This window comes from Pacificispira sp. HM-600, assembly GCF_977993705.1.
In genome coordinates, this window is record NZ_OZ388079.1 from 1763800 (window position 1) to 1784523 (window position 20724).

The 20724-nt window shown below is 61.7% G+C and carries 16 protein-coding genes; 10 read left to right on the forward strand and 6 right to left on the reverse strand.

The features are described 5' to 3' along the window. Positions 1-35: 35 nt before the first annotated feature. Genes ACXZ1E_RS08375 through ACXZ1E_RS08385 form a run of 3 tightly spaced genes read right to left on the reverse strand, consistent with a single transcriptional unit; the run spans position 36 to position 3990 of the window. Positions 36-1157, reverse strand: a complete 1122-nt coding sequence (locus ACXZ1E_RS08375) for an AAA family ATPase (protein ID WP_458040107.1) — start codon at positions 1155-1157, stop codon at positions 36-38. Beyond that, positions 1154-3271 (reverse strand): hypothetical protein, encoded by a 2118-nt coding sequence (locus ACXZ1E_RS08380; protein ID WP_458040108.1) that lies wholly within the window; start codon positions 3269-3271, stop codon positions 1154-1156. Before ACXZ1E_RS08380 ends, ACXZ1E_RS08375 begins: the two co-directional genes overlap by 4 nt. Next, positions 3268-3990 (reverse strand): TnsA-like heteromeric transposase endonuclease subunit, encoded by a 723-nt coding sequence (locus ACXZ1E_RS08385; protein ID WP_458040109.1) that lies wholly within the window; start codon positions 3988-3990, stop codon positions 3268-3270. Before ACXZ1E_RS08385 ends, ACXZ1E_RS08380 begins: the two co-directional genes overlap by 4 nt. 252 nt (positions 3991-4242) lie before the next feature. On the opposite strand from ACXZ1E_RS08385, the gene ACXZ1E_RS08390 reads away from it, so the two are divergent. The 10 genes from ACXZ1E_RS08390 to ACXZ1E_RS08435 all read left to right on the forward strand — a co-directional run bounded on the left by ACXZ1E_RS08390 (position 4243) and on the right by ACXZ1E_RS08435 (position 17234). Continuing rightward, entirely contained in the window at positions 4243-4596 is a 354-nt protein-coding gene (locus ACXZ1E_RS08390; protein WP_458040110.1) for a MarR family transcriptional regulator, read from the forward strand. A gap of 52 nt (positions 4597-4648) precedes the next feature. After that, positions 4649-5044 carry a hypothetical protein gene (locus ACXZ1E_RS08395; RefSeq protein ID WP_458040111.1) on the forward strand — a complete coding sequence of 132 codons (396 nt, stop codon included), beginning with the start codon at positions 4649-4651 and terminating at the stop codon, positions 5042-5044. Between the two features lie 28 nt (positions 5045-5072). Beyond that, entirely contained in the window at positions 5073-5477 is a 405-nt protein-coding gene (locus tag ACXZ1E_RS08400; RefSeq protein ID WP_458040112.1) for a hypothetical protein, read from the forward strand. Then, positions 5470-6300: a hypothetical protein gene (locus tag ACXZ1E_RS08405; RefSeq protein WP_458040113.1), complete on the forward strand. Its 831-nt coding sequence runs from the start codon at positions 5470-5472 to the stop codon at positions 6298-6300. The genes ACXZ1E_RS08400 and ACXZ1E_RS08405 overlap by 8 nt, the downstream gene beginning before the upstream one ends. A 28-nt stretch (positions 6301-6328) precedes the next feature. Continuing rightward, on the forward strand, positions 6329-6514 hold the full coding sequence (locus ACXZ1E_RS08410; RefSeq protein ID WP_458040114.1) for a helix-turn-helix domain-containing protein: 186 nt from the start codon (positions 6329-6331) through the stop codon (positions 6512-6514). Between the two features lie 20 nt (positions 6515-6534). Continuing rightward, on the forward strand, positions 6535-9774 hold the full coding sequence (locus tag ACXZ1E_RS08415) for a helicase-related protein (protein WP_458040115.1): 3240 nt from the start codon (positions 6535-6537) through the stop codon (positions 9772-9774). Continuing rightward, complete coding sequence (locus tag ACXZ1E_RS08420; RefSeq protein WP_458040116.1) at positions 9771-10436, forward strand: DUF4391 domain-containing protein; 666 nt, start codon at positions 9771-9773, stop codon at positions 10434-10436. The genes ACXZ1E_RS08415 and ACXZ1E_RS08420 overlap by 4 nt, the downstream gene beginning before the upstream one ends. A gap of 18 nt (positions 10437-10454) precedes the next feature. Continuing rightward, entirely contained in the window at positions 10455-12395 is a 1941-nt protein-coding gene (locus ACXZ1E_RS08425) for a site-specific DNA-methyltransferase (protein ID WP_458040117.1), read from the forward strand. 5 nt (positions 12396-12400) lie between these two features. Next, positions 12401-15481: a type III restriction-modification system endonuclease gene (locus ACXZ1E_RS08430; protein WP_458040118.1), complete on the forward strand. Its 3081-nt coding sequence runs from the start codon at positions 12401-12403 to the stop codon at positions 15479-15481. Between the two features lie 130 nt (positions 15482-15611). Next, complete coding sequence (locus ACXZ1E_RS08435) at positions 15612-17234, forward strand: hypothetical protein (protein WP_458040119.1); 1623 nt, start codon at positions 15612-15614, stop codon at positions 17232-17234. 250 nt (positions 17235-17484) lie between these two features. Here the strand turns inward: ACXZ1E_RS08435 and ACXZ1E_RS08440 are convergent, their stop codons facing one another. From ACXZ1E_RS08440 to ACXZ1E_RS08450, 3 genes are read right to left on the reverse strand one after another with little or no spacing between them, the layout of a single operon-like run. Next, on the reverse strand, positions 17485-18867 hold the full coding sequence (locus ACXZ1E_RS08440) for a family 43 glycosylhydrolase (protein WP_458040120.1): 1383 nt from the start codon (positions 18865-18867) through the stop codon (positions 17485-17487). 37 nt (positions 18868-18904) lie between these two features. Beyond that, complete coding sequence (locus ACXZ1E_RS08445; RefSeq protein WP_458040121.1) at positions 18905-19759, reverse strand: carbohydrate ABC transporter permease; 855 nt, start codon at positions 19757-19759, stop codon at positions 18905-18907. Continuing rightward, positions 19756-20697, reverse strand: a complete 942-nt coding sequence (locus ACXZ1E_RS08450) for a carbohydrate ABC transporter permease (RefSeq protein WP_458040122.1) — start codon at positions 20695-20697, stop codon at positions 19756-19758. The genes ACXZ1E_RS08445 and ACXZ1E_RS08450 overlap by 4 nt, the downstream gene beginning before the upstream one ends. Between the last annotated feature and the right edge of the window lie 27 nt (positions 20698-20724).

Sequence of the window (20724 nt, forward strand, 5' to 3'; positions counted from 1 at the left end):
TCCGACCTTGATGAGCCGCGGGCCGGCCGCCCAGGTCATGCTGCCGCTCCCGGCTTCCTGCGCTTGGCATCGCGGAGCTTCTTCTCCTCGAGCTCCTTCGCGACGACCTCACGCGCGTCTTCGGCTGCGACGTCGATGTCGATCTCGTCGAGCACTTCACGGGTCAGCTCCTCAGTACCGTCGCGCATCGCGTGGACGGCACCGAGAGTGATGAGTTTGAAGAGTGAGCCGATCATGCCCGTGGACCTCTCGTAGAGGTAGTCCGACTGCTCGCGCAACATCCTCGGCCGCGCGTTCGCGAGCACAAGATGCGTTTCGATCGTGCCAAGCAGCGACAGCCAGGTCTTGCGGTGCTCACCAACGGGGTGTTCGAACGGCGGAAGGGTAAGCCTGGTCCAACGTCGAGCAATCTGCGACATCGCGAGCTTCTTGTCGGTCTTGCTCTCGCTGAGGAGCCCGGTGTCGGCCATGTTCACACCCGTGAATAGGAACGTGGCGGGGTACTCGTTGGCGAGCCACTTCAGCTCGTTGGCCAGCGCTACACCCTCGTCGGTGTGGATCTTCAAGAAGTGCACGTCGTCGACGATGATCAGCCGGGTGCCATGACGACGGACGGACTCAGCAGCGAGAGTGGCCAGGTTGCGGTTCCGCAGATAGCGGGTATTCGCGGCGTCGGAGGAGGGGTGATTGTAGAAGTTCAGGATGGATTCGTTGAGGGCACGCGTGGTCGTGTTGCCCTTGAATGCGACGTGGCAAACCGGGATGTGCAGCGTCTGCCCTTCGTCGAAGTCCTTCCCGTGTCGCAAGATCTGCCGGCGGTGAAACGCTCGTCCGAACGCGTCGACCGCCGTGGTCTTCCCCAGTCCGGGCGGCGAGTCGATGATCGCCGCGCCCTTGACCCGTGACGGGCCCTGCTGGTTGGCATCGAGGAGGTCCCACAACCGAACGTTGAGCCGTTTCACCTGCGGTGTCGTCACAAGGAAGTTCGCGTGGTACCGCTCGCGGTGGTAGTCGTAGACGACACGTTCGTCTTCGCTGAGCTTTTCGATCTGCTTGGCGGACAGGCTCTGCGGCTTCTCCAGGGCGGGATCTTCTGCGAAGTGCCGCCATCCTTCCCAACGCGAAAGGAGCTCGTCGCGCTCCAGAGGCAGGATCACAGGTCCTCCAGCAGATCGAAGTCATCGAGGTCTTCGCCGACGAGCTCCTGCGCGCTCAGCGCAAGCGGATCGTGCTTCTCGCTCACCGGAGGCGGCGTCACTGATACCAATCCCAGCTCCTCGCTTAGGTCCGGTCCCGCCATCTGTTGCGCGATCTGCTTGGCGATGTGCGGGAAGAACGGGCTGTCGGGGCCGTCCGCCGTCTCGGCAAGCTGGGCGGCAAGTCGCGCGCTGATGCGCTTCTCGGCGGGCGTGCTCGCACGGCCAGCACCCCATCGTTCGAGGAGTTCGCCGAGCGCTTCGGACACATTGACCCCGTTGCGGCGGTCGAGTGCGATGCCCTTGGCGTACTCGAGAGCGTCGAAGCTGAACGGCACGGGGACTTTCGGTGCGTGCTCCCAACGCAGCACGTGCCAGGAGTTGTCGTCCGGGTCGTTGAAGTAGATCTGCGAGAAGTCGTCGGGATTCACCGAGAACTGCCACTTCCGCTTGCCCTTTGCCATCGCCCGCGACCGGTCGTAGTACTTCCCCACGATCTCGCCGCTATAGCGGAGCGTGCCGACCTCGACGCCGTAGTGATTGAACTTGCGCTTCACGACGGGGAGCATCTCGAGCAGCAGGTTCGGGTTCGACGGGACACGGATGCGGCCGGCCACCGCGATCCCCTGCTCGAATTTCTGCGCCGGGCTCATCTTCGCTGCGGGCAGCTGGGAGTCGACAAGTCCGCCATGCGGGCGGAGGTGATAGACCGTGGCGATCCACTCGCGAATGATCTGCTCAAGCTGCGGGATCGTGTAAACAGCTTCGCTCTCCGGCGCCTCGCCGCGGGACGCGATGTCTTTGCCCTTGTATCCAGGCAGTTCCTGAAGCATCTCGTCGATGGTCCGGAACCAACGCTCTACCCACGCCTTGTCGGTGCCGGTGTAGACATGTGCGGGCTGGATGGAGATCCCAAGTCGCTGGCACACGCTCGCGACGTGGATCGACATGAACGGCTTACCGTGATCGATGATGATCGTGTCGGGAAGGATGCCGGGTCGGCGAAATCGCAACGCCTTGAGGTTCTCGACGTCGATGACGATGTTCTCGGGCACGCCATGGAAGGGCCAGGTAGCTCGGTCGCCCCACTCGGCCGGCATCTCGCGGGGTGACAGCGCCTCCATCAGCACTCCCGCGACGTCGACCGCCTTGGTAGAGACGGGTGCGAGGCGGAGTCCGAGGATAGATCTGTCGTAGAGGTCGAGTGCGACTGTCAGCTCGGCGCGCATCCACTTGCCAGTGACGGGTGCGACGCCGAAGACGTTGAGGGGCGTGGTGTCGAGCACGACATACTCGCCGGGTCTCGTGGCGACAAGTCGGCCGTAGGGCACGGGCGGGCGCGTTTCGATCGATCGTTGTGCGCGCATGCTGGCGCCGAACGTTCCCTTGCCGCGGGTGAGCTCAGCGACCGCGTCACGAGCGGTTGACTCGGATGGGATCCGGACGTCGACATCCGGATACTCCCGCTTGACCCTCGCCAACACGATCGCGAGCGTGGTCGTCACACTACGCTTGGCGCCGCGCACGTTTTCCTCGACGACGCGTCGGCACATGTCCACCCAGCGCGGGTCGAGGCCAGAGAGCGCCGGCGTCCAGGACGTCTTCCTGAAGTCGAGCAGCGCGAGATCTTCGCCATCGTCGAAGCGATCGTCCCAGCGCTTGAGCGTTTTCGGGCTCACACCAAGCTCCGTGGCCTTGGTTCTACGGCGTTCGTGGATGGTGGTGAGCTTCGGGTTGTACTCCGGTCTTGGCTCGTGCGGCTGCGCGAGAGTCGGGATCCCCGACGCGAAACCGGTTCGCATCTCTCGAACGTGGGCCGCTTTTCGTCGCGCCTCGTCGCGTTGCGCTTCCGTCGCGTCCGCCCAGATCAGCGCAAGCGGTGTGAGTGCAGCTTCCTCGGACGGAAGACCGAACGCGTCCGTGGCGTCGCGGAGAAGCTCAACGAGCCGCACGCGTCGGGTCTTCTTCGCGCCGTCGACGAGGACAACGGCGTCGCCGGCGATCTCGATGACGGTGCAGAGATAACCGTCGAACGAAACAGTGCTGCCGACGCGGATATCGAAGGTGTGGCTCATGGCAACTCCAATACGGTGTGGGTGGCTAGGGCGGAAGTGAGGTCGCAGAGAATCGAGCGGCGCCAGAGCAGGTGCAGCACGACCGCTCGGGCATAGGGAAAGTCGTTCAGGGCGGATCCGGCGCTCCGGAGGGCGGAGCCGAGCGTGGCTGACGCGCGGATGGCCGCCTCGACCATCTCGACGTCGAGCTCTGGAAATTGCCAGAGGCGTCGATACCCCGCGAGGAAGCGGATATTTGAAAGCAGAGCAGGCTCCGGTTCGCTGACGATCCGGTACCCCCATCCGCGCGAACGGACGATGTCGCCCGCCCAACTGAGGGCACCAGCGATCTCCGGGTCTTCCAGTCTGCGCTTCGGCTTGACCTCGATCACTGTGAATCGATGGTCACCGTGCTCAACCAAGTAGTCGGGCACATAGCTTCGCTCGATACCGTCTCGATCGGCGATCAGCTCGAACGGCTGAGAGGCGATCCGAACCGCCCGGTCGTCGAAGTCCTCAAGGAGCAGCGCCGCAAGCTCGAGGCGACTCTCGTACCCGACGAAGCCTTCCGTGGTCGCGGACCAGTAGCGGCCCGGATAGTGCCGCTGTCCTCGATGCCAGCGGAACGTCCGGCGAGGCTCGGCCTCGAAAACGTGTCGAGCCTCGAGGTCCGCCAGTTTGCCCCGCTCGAGATCATTCCCATCCAATCGCAACGTGTACCGGGGTGGCGGCGTTGGCACGATGATCTCCTACGAATCGAGAACCAGGACTCATAACTCTTGATTCATTAACGTACGGAGATGGCGTTCGTTCTGCAGCTTCGACACGCGGGCAGAGATCTTCGCGTTGAGACTTCTCGCACGCCGAAGGATGCGGGTAGTGAATGTGACATTTACGCTGGGGTGCGTCAGATACACAACAATGCGCCACGCAGTCGGATCACGCCCCGCGATGCTCCTGCCGCGCTGAGCGCCTCATGCGAAAATGAGGCGGTGGAGACCGTGCCAACCGAGCAGAGCGAGGAGCTCTCGAAGCTAGCTTTCGGGAGCAACCACATGCTCGCGCTTATGGCGGAGATCGCGCGCTCTTCCGACGGAAAATTCTCCACGCCTTCGGTGTCAGCCGCGACGGGATTGTCGACCAGCACGATCCATGCCCTGCTGAAGCGACTCAAGCAGTTGGGACTTGTCCGCCGAACCGACGAGGTCACCCCCGAACGGGTCAGAATCTATCAGCGAGCCGTCCACCCCACGTGGGACTATGCACTGCGGCTCGAAGCCGAGGCCGACGCGCGCGCTGCAGGAACCTTCACGATTCAGTGGGAAGCGGCAACAGCGGGTCGGTAGTACACGCGCAAGACTTGCCATGGATGCCTATTCTGTATGGCATCCTTCCTGTATGAGCGTCGGTGAGGATCGCTATGAGTCATTTGCGACCGCAGTAGAGGATCCCTACTTCGGGGCTCTGCTCGGGACGATCGATGAACCCGATGGGACTTTGACCGCCAACCACGCCGGCCTCGTGACTCGCGCGTGGTGGGACACGCACGGAACTGGTCCAACGTGTGCTGAGCTCATCGAGGCCGTCCTCGAGGTCGATGACTGGGACACTGCCATCCCCGATCCGGGACGGATGGTTCTCCAACGCAACGAGCAACTCGACCTACTCCACCGCTGGCTGATCAGCTACTGGAGCCGACTCGGAACGATCTCCTACATCCCAGGGCATGATGACGTCATCAGGCCTGGCCGCGTGGTCGTGACAGTCGACGCCGAAAGTAACGAGCGTCGCTGAGCCGGCGGGCTCGGATCGAGGAGGATGCATGCGCGAGATCGTCATCGGCGGCCGCTCCCTTCGGGTCACGCACGTCGACACTGAGACGACTGAGTATGGCGACATTCAGCGCTACCGCATCGACGTGTCTGGTTCGGATGCCTTCACCCACCTGTCGAGCCTGCGCTCGTCGCCCAACCTCGATGCCCGTGTCATGGCGTCGGTGATCGACACCGAGCTGCTGCTTGGCTATGAAGGGAGCAGAGAGTCAGGCCTTCTGCGGGATCCTGGGATCCGCGCATGGCGCGACCAACACCGCCCACTGATCGAACAGACGTTGGACCGACTCCGCGACGAGATGAAGGACCTTCCTCCTGAGCCGGTGGGCGATGCGGAGCGACTCCTCCTGCGCGCGTTCGACATGAACGGCGACGATGAGGTTCGCGATGCTTGACTATCCGACGTTCGACTTCGATCAGGTCGACTTTGTCACGTCCGACACCCACTTCAGCCACGCCCGCATCAGCGAACTCGCGGATAGGCCGTACTCCACCGTCGACGAGATGAACGACGAACTTATGCGCCGGTGGAACGACATGGTCTCGCCCGACAGCGTCGTCCTCCACCTCGGCGACGTAGCTCTCGGCCCGATCGAAGAATCTATGGCGCTCACCGCGAAGCTCAACGGGCGTCGACTGCTCGTACCCGGCAACCACGATCGCGTCTCACCCGCGACCCAGTCGAAACAGGCGATCGAGCGATTCGTGCCCATGTACGAAGCGGCGGGCTGGGAGATCCTCCCAGAGGTCATCGAAGGAACCCGCCACGGTTACAGGATCATTGCCTCGCACTATCCCTACCGCGGCGATAGCCAGGAACAGGATCGACACACGTCGCATCGCCCGCGCTGGGACGACGGCATCCCGCTCCTCCACGGACACACGCACGCCCGCGACCACGGCCCGAACGGCCACCAGTTCCATGCCGGCGTCGACGCCCACGACTTCGCACCGATCCCGTTCAGCGTTATCGACACCTGGATCCAGAGCCTGCCAGGAATCGAGACCCGCCTCCAGACAGCGATCCGCGAGGCTCGAGCAGTCCTCGCCGACCTGGACAACACATCTCCGTCCCACATGAACCATATGTTCTACATGCAGGCGTACGACGATCTCCACATGCACCTCGAGGAACTGCTGACGGCGGTTGACGAGGCAATGGCACACCAAGGGCGACGCGGGCGCGGTGTCCCGATAGGATCGGCCATACCCGGATAAATCCGGCTCAATCCGCATGGGGGCGTGAATGTCAGAGCCGTGGCTCTCTGCCGACGACATCGCCGAGCACCTGGCCGTCACCAAAGACACGATCTACGCCTGGATAGCCGAGAAGGGGATGCCGGCCCACAAGGTCGGACGTCTGTGGAAGTTCCAGGCGAGCGAGGTCGATGCCTGGGTGCGTGGCGGCGGTAGCGCCGGAGGCGCTGCGTAGAGATGCGGATCATCAACAACGTGTCTGACCTTCTCGGCGACGACCTGAAGTCCGTGATCAACCGCGGTTCGAAGGTGCGCATCGCCGCTTCGACCTTCTCGATCTTCGCTTTCGAGGCGTTGCGGAAGGAACTCGAGCACATCGAGGAACTCGAGTTCATCTTCACGTCGCCGTCGTTCAGCAACGGTCAGGCTACGGACAAGCTGCGCAAGGATCGTCGCGAGTTTTTCATCCCGCAGGCAGAGTCATCGCTCTACGGGTCGGAGTTTGAGATCCGCCTCCGCAACAAGCTGACGCAGCGCGCGATCGCCCGCGAGTGCGCCGCCTGGGTACGCGAGAAGGTCACGTTCAGATCAAATGCCAGCGGTCATCAGATGCAGCAGTTCGCCGTCGTCGACGACGGAGCCGCTTACATGCCGCTGCAAGGGTTCACCACGGCCGACCTCGGGTACGAGCGCGGCAATGCGGTCTCCAATATGGTCACGAAGTTCGAAGGTACGCCTGAGGCGAGCAGCTTTCTCAACCTCTTCGATCAGATCTGGGCAAGCCCCGGCCAGCTGAACGATGTCACGCAAGCGGTCTACGACCACATCGCGAGCGTGTACGCCGAGAACTCGCCGGCGCGCGTCTACTTCCTCATCCTCTACAACCTCTTCGCCGAATTCCTCGACGACATCAGTGAGGACGTGCTCCCGAACGACCGCACGGGATATCAGGACACCAAGGTCTGGCAGAGCCTCTACAACTTCCAGCGGGATGCCGCGACGGGCATCATCAACAAGCTCGAGACCTACAACGGCTGCATCCTGGCCGACAGTGTCGGTCTTGGAAAGACATTCACCGCCTTGGCGGTGATCAAGTACTACGAGCTCCGCAACAAGTCCGTCTTGGTTCTTGCGCCGAAGAAGCTCGCCGAGAACTGGACGAACTACAACGCGAACCTTACGACGAACATCTTCGCGAGCGACCGGTTCAACTACGACGTCCTCGCGCACACCGACCTGTCCCGCACACGGGGCGAGTCGCTTGGCCTCCGGTTAGATCGCATCAACTGGGGCAACTATGACCTCGTCGTCATCGACGAGTCGCACAACTTCCGCAACGCTGACTACGCCGAAGAGAAGGAGTCGCGCTACCAGCGACTCATGCGGCAGGTCATCCGCGAAGGCGTGAAGACGAAGGTGCTGATGCTGTCGGCGACACCCGTCAACAACCGGTTCAACGACCTCAAGAACCAACTTCAGCTCGCCTACGAGGGCGAGTCCGAAAACCTGTCCGACAAGCTCAACCTCTCCACGTCGATCGAACGAGTGTTCCGCGACGCGCAGGCCATCTTTAACGAGTGGTCGAAGCTGCCCGCCGACGAGCGCACAGCGGATCGCATCCTGCAGATGCTCGACTTCGACTTCTTCGAGTTGCTCGATGCCGTGACTATCGCTCGTTCCCGGAAACACATTCAGGCGTTCTACGACATGAGCGAGATTGGCGCGTTCCCCGCTCGCCTTCGTCCGGCATCCATCCGCGAGCCGCTGACCGATCTCGACGACATTCCTCCGTTCAACGACATCTTCGAGCAGCTACAAGTCCTGACTCTTGCCGTCTATACGCCTCTTGCGTATGTGTTCCCGAGCCGTCTCAGCAAGTATGAGGACCTCTACAACGTCACCACCGGCAATGCCCGCTCCAATCTTGGTCAGAAGGGGCGTGAAGAAGGCCTGAAGAAGCTGATGACGGTGAACCTGCTCAAACGGCTGGAGAGCTCGGTCGAAGCGTTCCGGCTCACGCTGGCAAAAATCGAGAACGCCGTCGACCGCACGCTCGCGCGTGTGGACGGCCACGCAGGGTCAATGGCGGAAGTCAACGCAGACCTTACTGACCTCGACCTGGATCTCGACGATGAGGACGACGCGAACGTCGAGGCCCTCACGTTCGGTGAGAAGATTCGCATCGACATCAACGACATCGATGTCGAGTCGTGGCAGCGCGATCTCTGGCACGATCGGGAAACGCTACGCGAGCTTCTGGACGAAATGCGCAAAGTTACTCCGGGCCATGACCTTAAGCTGCGCAAGCTGCGGCACCTGGTCGAGCAGAAGGCAGAGCATCCGCTGAACCCCGATAACCGCAAGGTGCTGATCTTCTCCGCCTTCGCCGACACCGCGAACTACCTCTACCGCGAGCTCGCACCGGCGCTCCGGCAGGCTGGACTGGAATGCGCCGTGATTACCGGCGGTAGCCACGGCGCCAAGTCCACGATCGGCACAGGCTTTGACTTCCAGCAGATCATGTCGATGTTCTCGCCGCGATCCAAGCAACGGCACCTCACGATGCCCACGGAAACCCGCGACATTGATGTGCTGATCGGCACCGATGTCATCAGCGAGGGCCAGAACCTGCAGGACTGCGACTACCTCATCAACTACGACATCCACTGGAACCCCGTGCGGATCATCCAGCGTTTCGGTCGTATCGACCGCATCGGGTCGACGAACGAGGTCATCCAGCTCGTCAACTTCTGGCCCGACATCTCGCTCGACGAGTACATCAATCTCAAGGAGCGTGTCGAGAACCGAATGGTCATCGCCGACCTCGCCGGCTCGGCCGACGACAACGTGCTCAACCCTGAGGACTCGGATGCCGCGTTCCGCAAAGAGCAGCTCCGCAAACTCCAGAGCGAGAGCATCGAACTCGAGGATGTTCGCGCGGGGGTCTCGATCACGGATCTCGGCCTCAACGACTTCCGGATGGACCTGCTCGCCTACATGAACGAGTACGGCGACATCGCCACTGCCCCACGCGGCTTGCATGCCGTCGTTCCCGCAGACCCAGCGATCGGACTCCTACCCGGCGTGATCTTCGCCCTGAAGAACGTCAACGCCGACCCTGCGGTGAATCGGGGCAACCGGCTCCACCCGCATTACCTCGTCTACGTCAATGAGGATGGCGACGTCATCGCCGACCACACCGAGGCGAAGCGGCTACTCGACCTCGTCCGTGCCGGCTCTCGCCCACACGATGAACCAGTGGCGGACGTCACCCGCGCCTTCAACGAGACCACCAGCGAGGGCGCAGACATGAGCAAGTACTCGGCGCTGCTGACGGATGCCATCCACTCGATGATCGACGTCACCGAAGAACGCGACGTCGACAGCCTGTTCAGCGGTGGGCACACCACTGCGCTCACGCAGCAGATCGCGGGGCTCGACGACTTCGAGCTGATCGCGTTCATCGCTGTCGTTGACGCGGCAGGTGCCACGTGATCGACATCCTCTACCAGTGGCCGGCTGGTGCACGTTTTGGTGCGCGCGTACCCAAGGAGCGATTCTATGAACGCACCGCATCGACATCCGGTCTGCGTGAAAAGTTTGTCGCCGAGGTCAGCCGCATCAGCTGGGCCTACAAGCTTGCTGCCGAGACCATCAACCTCCCCGGATCGCCGGAAGTGCCCGAGATCGAAGTCATTCAGGTGGACGCCAAGTCGAACGACGTCAGCGCCCAGGTACTTGCGTCGATTGACAAGGCGATACCGAATCCGGTGATCTTCGAGGTTTGCCGCGACGATGCCCACGGCGGCGGCGTGCGCATGACGGCAGCGCACAACCCAGTTGGCTCCCCGGCACCGAAACCCAGCGCCTACTTCTCAACGGGCTGGATGCGAGGCGACTCCCCCCGTAGCCCGCTACCAACCGCAATCACGATGACTGCGCTGTACTCGGCGCTCATCGGTCCACTCACGCCACTCGCGCCTCGGGCTGGGGAGAGTCCTGCCGTCGTCAGCGAGCGGCTGGATGCCGTGCGCCGACTCAAGCGCGAGATCAGCGCCCTGGAACGCAAGCTCCGGTCCGAACCGCAACTCAATCGCAAGGTCGAGCTGCGTCGCGAACTGAAAGCCAAACAAGCCGAACTGGACCAGACAAGGTAAGCCATGGAAAGACTGCGAATGACATCCCCCGATCTCACCCGAGTAAACATCGACAAGATCGCAGACCTCTTTCCTGCGGTCGTCACGGAAGCACTCGACGCCGACGGGGAGCCAACCCGAGCGATCGACTTCGATCTGCTGCGACAGGAATTGTCCGACTACGTCGTCGAAGGGTCGCAGGAGCGCTACCAGCTCGATTGGCCCGGCAAACGTGCCGCCGCATTCGCTGCGAACGCACCGATCGCGAAGACACTGCGCCCGGTGCGCGAGGAGTCGGTCGACTTCGATACGACGAAAAACCTCTTCATCGAGGGCGACAACCTCGATGCCCTGAAGCTCCTACAGGAGCCTTACCTCGGCAAGGTCAAGCTCGTCTACATCGACCCTCCGTACAACACGGGGAGCGATCTAATTTACGACGATGACTTCATGCAATCGTCTGCCAGATTCTTGGTTGAGTCGGGACAGAGCGATGCTGCTGGGGCACGCTTAGTCGCCAACCCTGAAACGAACGGACGATTCCACTCGAACTGGTTGAGCATGATCTACCCGCGCCTAAAGCTCGCTCGGAATCTGCTTGCCGAAGACGGCGTCATCGTGATCTCGATCGATGATGGCGAACATGCCGGGCTCGTCGAGATCTGTAAGGAAATCTTCGGTTCGACCAACTACCTAGCGAGCGTTGCGCGCGTTACAAAGAAGACTTCGAACAAGGGAACGCACTTCGCGCCATCGAAGGACTATCTGGTTACCATCGCGCGGAACGCCGATGCGGTAGGTCCGTTGATGGACGAAGTCGACGAGGCGTATCGGCGGAAGTTCTCGGCGATCGACGATCGCGGAGCATTTGCGACGGTCGGCCTCTATCAAGCGAGCCTGGACCCGCTGCGAGGGTGCTCAAATCAGCGCTACTGGATCGAGTGCCCCGATGGATCGTTCGTTCTACCGCCGGGCCCCCGCCGTCCGCAGGACGTCGTAGACGCCGCGAACCGGCCACCTGAGTCTCGCGAGGATCGCGTTTGGCGCTGGAGCTACGACACTTACCAGCAGAAGAAGGATCTGCTGGTATTCAAAGAGACGGCAACCAGCCCGCTTCAGAATGGGGAGGGCCATCAATCCAAGTGGAACGTGTACACAAAGTACTATCTGGAAGACCGCCTCGCTGACGGCAAGCGGCCGCGAGACTTTCTGGATGGCGTAACCAACGACCAGGGGGCACGGGCCCTTGCGGCCTTGGGTATGGCGAAGTACTTCGACTACACAAAGCCGCCCGAACTGGTGCGTCGCTTGCTGGCGTGGATCGCTGATCCGGACGCGCTCGTGCTGGACTTTTTCGCAGGGTCCGGGACGACTGCCCACGCCGTCATGGAGCAAAACGCTGCGGACGGCGGGCGGCGGACATTCATCTGTGTTCAGATCGCCGAAGAGTTAGACGTCCAAAGCGACGCTGCCAATGCGGGCTTTTCGTCGATCGCTGAGCTGTGCCGAGAAAGGATTGCCCGAGCATCGGTCAAAGTCGGGGAGCAGGTCGGGCTAACCGGTGGCCAGCTTGACCTGGGTTTTCGGGTACTAAAGGTGGACTCGTCGAACTTCTCAGAAGTACTTCGCACCCCCGAAGAGACCGAGCAGTTGAAGCTCGCTGAACTTGAGGACGGCATCAAGCCAGGACGCACCGGCGAAGACCTCCTGTTCCAAGTGGTTCTCGAGTCCGGGCTTGAACCGAGTTTGCCTGTCTCCGTCGAGAACGTGGGAGGCCAAGAATTCTTTGTGGTCGATGATGGTGCACTCGTCGCCTGCTTCGAGGAAGGCGTCACTCAGGATGTCGTCCAGGCCCTAGCTCGAAAGGAGCCTTTGCGCGCAGTCTTTAGTGATTCCGGTTTTCCTTCAGACGACGCACGAATCAACGCGGAGCAGATCTTCAAAGAACTCTCACCGTCGACTGATGTGAAGGTCATCTGACTCTAATGAAGCTCCAGTTCAAGGTTCAGCAGTACCAGACCGAAGCTGTAAGTGCTGTGGTCGACGTGTTTGGTGGCCAGCCCTACGCCGACGGGGTGAAGTACCGCATCGATCCTGGGAAGGACGCGTCGCCCACGCTCCTGGCTGACGCGGGACTTCGCAACGCGGAGATCGCGCTGACAGCGCCACAGCTCTTGGCCAACGTGCATCAGGTGCAGCAGGCACGCGGGCTGGAGTTGTCGAAGGACCTCAGGGATCACGTCAAGAAGTCCGCGGCGCCGATCAATCTCGATATCGAGATGGAGACCGGTACCGGAAAAACGTACGTCTATGTCAAGACGATCATGGAGCTGCACAATCGATACGGATGGTCGAAGTACATCATCGTCGTGCCGTCGGTCGCGATCCGCGAGGGTGTGAAGAAGTCCTTCGACATCACCGGCGAGCACTTCCAGCAGCTTTACGGCACGAAACCACGCACCTTCATCTACAACTCGTCGCGATTGCACGAGATCGAGCGGTTCTCATCAGACGCGGGCGTGCAGGTGATGATCATCAATGTGCAGGCGTTCAATGCCACCGGCAAGGAGGCCCGCCGCATATACGAGGTGCTGGACGACTTCCAGTCACGCAAGCCGATCGACGTGCTTGCCGCGAATAGGCCGATCCTGATCATCGATGAGCCGCAGAAGATCGAAGGTGACGCGAAGAAGCCCTCGAAGTCGCTGGAAGCGCTGACCTCGTTCAATGCCCTCTTTGCGCTGCGATACTCCGCGACGCACAGAATCGAACGCACCAAAGTGCACCGTCTCGACGCCATCGATGCCTACAACCAGAAGCTGGTGAAGAAGATCGCGGTGCGCGGCATCACCGTCAAGCACCTGGCCGGCAACAGCGCCTACCTGTATGTGGACGGCCTCGAGATCGGGAAAGGCGCCGACTTTCCGAAGGCACGAGTCGAGCTGGAGGTGCAGACCGCTCAGGGCATCAAGCGGCAAGTGAAGCGCCTCAGCCACGGGACGAACCTGCACGACATCTCTGGCGGCATCGAGGCGTATAAGGGCCTCTTCATTCGCGACGTGGACGCCAACCGCGACATCATCGAGCTGAGCAACGGTGACATCATCGGCGCCGGCGAGGTTACCGAGGACGTAGCCGAAGACCAGAAGCGACGCATCCAGATCCGTGAGGTCATCCGTGCCCACCTGGGCAAGGAGCGCGAGCTGTTCTCGCAAGGAATCAAGGCTCTATCGTTGTTTTTCATCGACGAGGTCGCCAAGTACCGCGACTACGAGCGCGAGGACACTCTCGGCGAGTACGCCCGAGTGTTCGAGGAAGAGTATGAAGCTGTGCTCGCCGACTACCTCGGTGAGCTCGACCTAGATGAGGCGGTGGAACGCTACCGTGACCATGTCCAGGCGATCCCGGTGCGCTCCACCCACGAGGGGTACTTCTCGATCGACAAGAAGTCCAAGCAGTTCATCGACGGCAAGATCGCAGCCCGCGGCGACTTCGCAGGCCAATCGGACGACGTCGACGCCTACGACCTGATCCTGAAAGACAAAGAACGGCTGCTCTCCTTTGAGGAGCCCGTCCGATTCATCTGGTCGCACTCCGCGCTGCGCGAGGGCTGGGACAACCCGAACGTGTTCGTCATGGGCATGCTCAAGAAGAGCGACAACACGACGACACGACGACAGGAGATCGGCCGTGGTCTGCGACTCTCCGTGGATCAGCACGGAGAGCGGATGGATAATCCCGTCACCGTCCACGACATCAACGAACTGACCGTCGTCACCGACGAGTCCTACACGGACTTCGTGACCGCTCTCCAGAAGGAAATCATCGAGTCGCTGTCGGCGCGGCCACGCAAAGCAAGCGTCGACTACTTCGTGGGCAAGCCGATCACGCTGGGCGACGGTTCAACGAGCGCCCTCGAAAAGACAGTCGCGCAGGCTCTCTACTTTCACCTGATCAAGAACGACTACATCGACGAGTCCGGCCTGGTCACGCAGGCATACAAGGATGCGCGAGCCGACGGAACCCTCGCCGTACCGACCTCCGAGATACTCAAACCCGTCATCGACTTCGTCTGGCCGCTCGTCGACGCTCTGTACCTCGACGTGCCGAAGCCAACCGACGGACGCAAGCCGAAGAGGATTCCGCTCAACGAAGCCAACTTCAACAAGCGCGAGTTCCAGGAGCTCTGGGGACGCATCAACCACAAGGCCGTCTACCAGGTCGAGTTCGATTCCAAAGAGCTGATCGACAACTGCATTCGCGTGCTCGACACCTCGCTCAACGTCACCGTCATGCAGTACCTCGTCGAGAGCGGCAAGCAAGTCGTTGGCCTCGAGATGGAACAACTGGAGGCCGGCACAGGCTTCAAAGTCTCCGAAACGAAGATCGAGCATTCGGCCGTGTCGGCAGGATCAACCGTCAAGTACGACCTTCTGGGAGAGATCGCGGAGAAGACGCAGCTCACCCGCCGCACCTGCGCGTCGATACTCACCGGCATCCACCCGGGTACGTTTGCGAAGTTCAAGCAGAACCCCGAGCAGTTCATCACCGAGGCCGCCCGACTCATCAACGAGCAGAAGGCGAGTGCCATCGTCGAGCACCTCAGCTACGACCCGCTCGACAACCGCTACGAATCGTCGATCTTCACAGAGAACCAGACCGCGCAGGACCTGTCCAAGGCCGGCGACAAACTGAAGAAGAGCGTCTACGAGTACGTGGTCACCGACTCCAAGGTCGAGCGCTCGTTCGTCGAGAAGCTGGACGTCAGCGACGAGGTCGTCGTCTACTCGAAGCTCCCGCGCGGCTTCTTCATACCGACGCCGGTCGGCGACTACAACCCCGACTGGGCGATTGCATTCCGCGATGACGACACGAAGATCAAGCACGTCTACTTTGTGGCCGAAACGAAAGGGTCGCTCTCGACTCTTCAGCTCAAGGGCGTCGAGAACGCCAAGATCGAGTGTGCCCGCAAGTTCTTTGCTGCGCTCAACGCGAAGACCGATCGAGACGTCACTTACGACGTCGTTTCCGACTACTCCGAACTAATGCAGTTGGTGATGGATTGAACGCACTAGCAGTGCAGAAGCAGGACGCTGGTGATCCTCGAACAGTTTTGTGCGGGGTGCGTTCGAGCGGGCGGTGGAGTAGTGACTCAGCCGCTGAAAAGGCGAAGCCCCACCGGATGTCGTGTGGGCCATGGTGAAGATCCGAGATTCCGGCCTAGAGGCGTCGTCCCGTGAGTCGGAGATGCTCCGACTCACCGCTGCTGCGAGCGAGCATTCACGCGCGCTATTTGAGCGCTTCCTCGACTGCGTTACGAAGATCGAGATCCTGGACTCCATGAACTCAAACGAACCGGGATCAGCCGCCGAACGGGCCGCGCTGGAGAGTCGCAAGGCTCGCGTCCTCGAAAAGCTTGAGGGACGGGCCAAGGTCGGCATCGCGGAAGCACTTGCGAACCTGAAGAAGCGGCTCACCGAGGCTCATCCCGAGTGCGTCCGGCACCTTCCGAAAGTCGAACTTCCCGCTTCTGGCCCGTCGTATGCTCGGCTTGCTTGGTTGGTCTCGACCACTGCGTCGGGTCGTAACGAGTTCCCGAGCGCGCTGAGACACTGCCTCGAAGCAGGTGCACGATGGCATGCGGAGTCTCTGATCTTGCTCTGCGTCACTTCCCAGGAGTCTCACCGACTCGCTGTCGCCGGCCGAACATCGCACACCCGCAATGAGTTCGGCTCGACAAAGTTCCACTGGATCTCGACGCTCATCGCCGACGGAGTCGATGCTTGGGCGTCAGCGAGAGGCGGTCTCGCCGCGACGTGTCTAGGACATGGTCAGACCAGCGCAGTCGCGCGCCTGATTGACGGCACCGATCCCTGGATGCTCAACACCGCCGTCGTAGACTCGCTACATCCCGTGGTGCGAGACGCTCTTATCGCGAAACGTCAGGACCCCAGCCGTATCGAGTCGCTGCTCGAAAGCCATGAGCCAGAGCTCTATCCTCTGGTGCCCGGCGATGAAGGTCCCCGTATTGGTAACGCGACGGCATTCGTCTTCAACCTCGACCTAACGCTGTTCTCTGCGATTCGGTCGACGCTCGGCTCCGACGCCCAGGGGGACGCCTTTGAGTTTGTATGTGCGTTCATCTGCCGACGCATCGGACCGCGCGACGCGAAGATCCACCGGGACTCCTTGGTGGTCGACATGAAGGGGATGCAGAAGGGTGACGAGGTTGATGTTCACATCGCTGGCGCGCACGTCGACGTGGTGTTGGAGTGCAAGTCCTATTTACCAGCGCGCGACTCAGCTGCGGCGGCGAACAGCTTCCTGAACGATCTTCAAGCGGCACACAAGCAAGTCGACCGCCGCGTGACCCGGCTCAGAGGCGGTGCTTGGATTCGAGAGAGGCAGGGCGGCTCCGACAACCCGGCCGATGGATTCGTCGTCTCGCTGCACGACTATTCGGGCGAAGCATGGAACGTTCGCGCATTGGCCGAGGACGGTGATGTCGCCTTTACCGCCCTCCCCGTTCAGTCATTCGCCATGGTCGTAGGCGCGATGAAGTCAACCGCCGAGCTTCGGGAATTCCTCGAGTTGCGCCAGGCTCTCATCGACATCGCGGCGATGGGCGGCGATGAGCTGGAGTATCTCCTCGCGTGGCTCGATGGGTGGACACCCGATTCCTTACCGGACGGGACCGGCTACGTCGTCCAATTTCGCCCTTACACGATGCCGATGGCGACTCTGATCCAAGCGGAGTACATCAGCCGTGATGCGTGGCGATCGCTGCTTGAATCTAGTCGCATCCCTGTGCATCGTTAGGGGCCAGCGCGGCCGAAATGTCCATATGGACACACCGTGGACATTTCACGTGCGAAATGGACATCTTCAAAAAAAACCTACAGACGTGTAGGGATCAGCAGCAAATGTCCACCACTGTGTACCAGTTCCAGCCCCACGAGGTGCGAAATGTCCATGGGCAGTGCTCGCGGGCGCCGGTCGAGATGTCCACAGTCGCCATCTCAGGCTCGGGCGTGTCGAGTGGCTAACCACCCGACACGCCCGATGTGGTTCACCGCAGGCCGCGCGCGAGCTCCAGATCGTCGAATTGGACGGATCCTTCCACTGCGCTCAGCACGATCGATCCGCCCGGAGTGTCGGTGGTGCGCGCGTTGAGAGCGACACCGTCGACGTAGAGCGTCGCAATGTCGCCGTCGACGATGATCTCGAACCGGTAGTCACGGCCGGCTTCCCAGGTGATGGGACGCTCCAAGCCGCGGTTGTCGTATCGGTACCAGGGGTAGTTCGGGCGGCGATCGAACAGGAGCCTGTTCTCGCCGAACAGCAGCTGGAACTCGTAACCCTGCCCCGTGGCTGCGTCCTCAAAGAGCCGAATCGACGCGGAACGCGTCCCCTCGGCAAACTTCAGCTCCCCGCTGAGCCGGAACAGGTTGCTGGAGTCGGTGGCGATCTCTTGTTCCGCGACGCCGTCCACGTTCGCAGCCTGTACCGCGTCGAGGTGCACGCTCTCACCGAATGCGGCGCGGACTCCGGCTGGGGGCGCGACGCCGAGCGACCCGTCGGGGCGCTGATATACCTCGTGCACCACAAGCGTGCCTCCCCACTCCCAGTTGCCGCGCGGCTGACCATCGGTACGGGTGGGCACCCATCCGAACAGGTAGCGACGCTCGCCATCGGTCGCGGAGCGAGCGGCGTAGTAGGCGCGCCCGTCGAACGCGTCGTCGACCGGTGCGACCCAGGGGCCGTCCAGCGACTGGGACATCCGGTAGACAGTCTTGGACTTGTCGCTGTACTCAGTCGTCAGCAGATACCACCAGTCGCCAATCCGGAACAGGTCGGGCATTTCGTGCATGCTGTAGAGGCCGGGGGCCCAGAAGTCACCCTCGAAACGCCAGTCCTCCAGATCGTCCGATCGGAACGCGACCGTCGAACCGGTGAGCACCTTCTCGCCGGCTTTGCGGGCGCCGAGGATCATGAGGTAGTTGGAGGCGTCTTCGTCCCACAGCACGAACGGGTCGCGCCAGTCGTTCGGGTCGTAGCCCGGCTGCGGCGGGACCAGCTTCCGGTCCGACTTTCGCCAGGTGAGGAGGTCGTCGCTCTCGGCGATCATGAGGACCTGGGATGCCTTGCCCTGCTCGGGATAGTCCCGGTTGTAGCCGGTGTACATCGCGTAGTAGGTGCCGTCGGCCTCGAACACGCTGCCGGCGAAGATGAACTGGTCTTGGTCCTCGTCTGCACCCTTGTGCAGGGACTCGCCGTGGTCTTTGTAGGACACGAAGTCGGTCGTGGTCGCCAGCGCCCACCCGAACGGTTCACCGAACGGTCCTGGTTTGCGGGTGTCGCGCTGGTGGTACAGATGGAACTCGCCGTTCGCGAAGAACGGCATGCAGTCGCCGAACCACACCCCTTCGGGCTGGTAGTAGATGCGGTGCACGGGTTTCCTTTCGATTGTGAGGGAAGTCGGAGCGGGCTCAGCGGCCACCCATGCCGCTGAGCGCGATGCCCGAGACCAGGTAGCGCTGCAGAGCGATCACGATGATTGCGCTGGGAATGACGGAGATAGTGGAGGCCGCCATGAGCAGGTTCCACTGGTTGCCGGTCTGACCGAGGAACATGTTGAGCCCGAGCGGCACCGTGGCCATGTTCACGTCGCTGACGATCAGAAGCGGCCAGAGGAAGCTGTTCCAGTACCCGATGAAGGTGAATACCGCGAGCGTTCCCAGCGCGGGTGTCGCTAGCGGGAGGATGATGCGCGTGAACGAGGTCCACCGGCTGGCGCCGTCGATGCGGCTCGCTTCCTCGAGCTCGTCGGGGAGGGTGAGAAAGAACTGCCGCAACAGGAAGGTGCCGAACGCGGTGAAGGCCCACGGGATGATGAGCGCCTGATAGGAGTTCACCCACCCCAGGTTGCGCATGAGGATGAACATCGGGACGATGAGCACCTCCTGCGGCACCATGAGGGTGCCGAGGTAGATCAGGAAGGTGCCGTCTCGTCCCCGCCACTTCAAGCGCGAGAACGCGTAGGCGGCCATCGCGGAGGTAAGGACCACGATGAGGGTGCCGATCCCTGACACGATGAGGCCGTTGAGCATGAACCGGCCGAACGGCAGGTAGTTCCACGCGGCGGCGAAGTTTCCCCATTCGATCGACGAACCCACCAACGCCGGCGGGTTCGAGAAGACCTCTGAGGCCGGCTTGAGAGCGGTGGACACCATCCAGATGAAGGGGATCAGTGTGACGACGGCCGCGAGGACGACAAAGACCTGGGAGATGCCCAGTCCGACTTTGCGTCGGATGACGTGTCCGGAGACGGGGGCGACGCTCATGAGTAATGCACCCACTTTTTCTGGCTACGGAACTGGACGAAGGTGATGATCATGATCAGGACGAACAGTGACCAGGCGATCGAGGAGGCGTAGCCCATCTCGTAGGACTGGAAGCCCTTCTGATAGAGGTAGAAGACGAGCGTCGTGGTCGAAGATCCCGGGCCACCGCCGGTCAGCACGAACGGCTGCGCGAAGACCTGCAGCGAGGAGATGATCGTCATCACGGTGGCGAAGAAGATGCTGGGCGTCAGCATCGGAAGGGTGATGCTCCAAAGCCGTCGCCACCAGCCGGCCCCATCGATAGCTGCCGCTTCATAGAGGGACTGCGGGATCCCTTCGATGCCCGCGATGAAGATGATCATGTTGTATCCGAACCCGGCCCACACCGACATGAGGATGACGGCCGGCATCGCCCACTCGGAGCTCCCGAGCCAGTTGGGCCCGGTCGTGCCGGTGAAGGTCTCGAAGAACCAGGCGATCAGCCCGTCTTCTGGGGCGTAGAGCAGTCGCCACACCACGGCGTTCGCGACCATGGGGCTGACGACCGGGAGAAAGAACACGAACCGCAGGAAGCCCTTCGCCTTCACCTTCGACGTGAGCCAGATCGCAAGCGACATCGACACGATGAGGTTCAGAACGACGTATCCCACGACGAAGTAGATCGTGTTTCCGACGACCTGCCAGAAGATTGGATCCTTCGTGAACAGCCGGATGAAGTTGTCGAAGCCGACGAAGACGGCTTCGCCGATCATCGGCCACTCGTAGAAGCTCAGTGCGAGCGAAGCCCCGATAGGGATGATCGTGAAGCAAAGAAAGCCGAACAGGTTCGGGGTGAGGAACCCCAGTACTGATCGAGTGTCGTTGTTGCGCCTGCGACGACGCACGGGCGGTGTCTTCTGAGTGGGCGGCGCGGATGGCTTCACGAGCGTGGTGTGCATGATGTTGTGCTCCTCATTGGAGGGGGC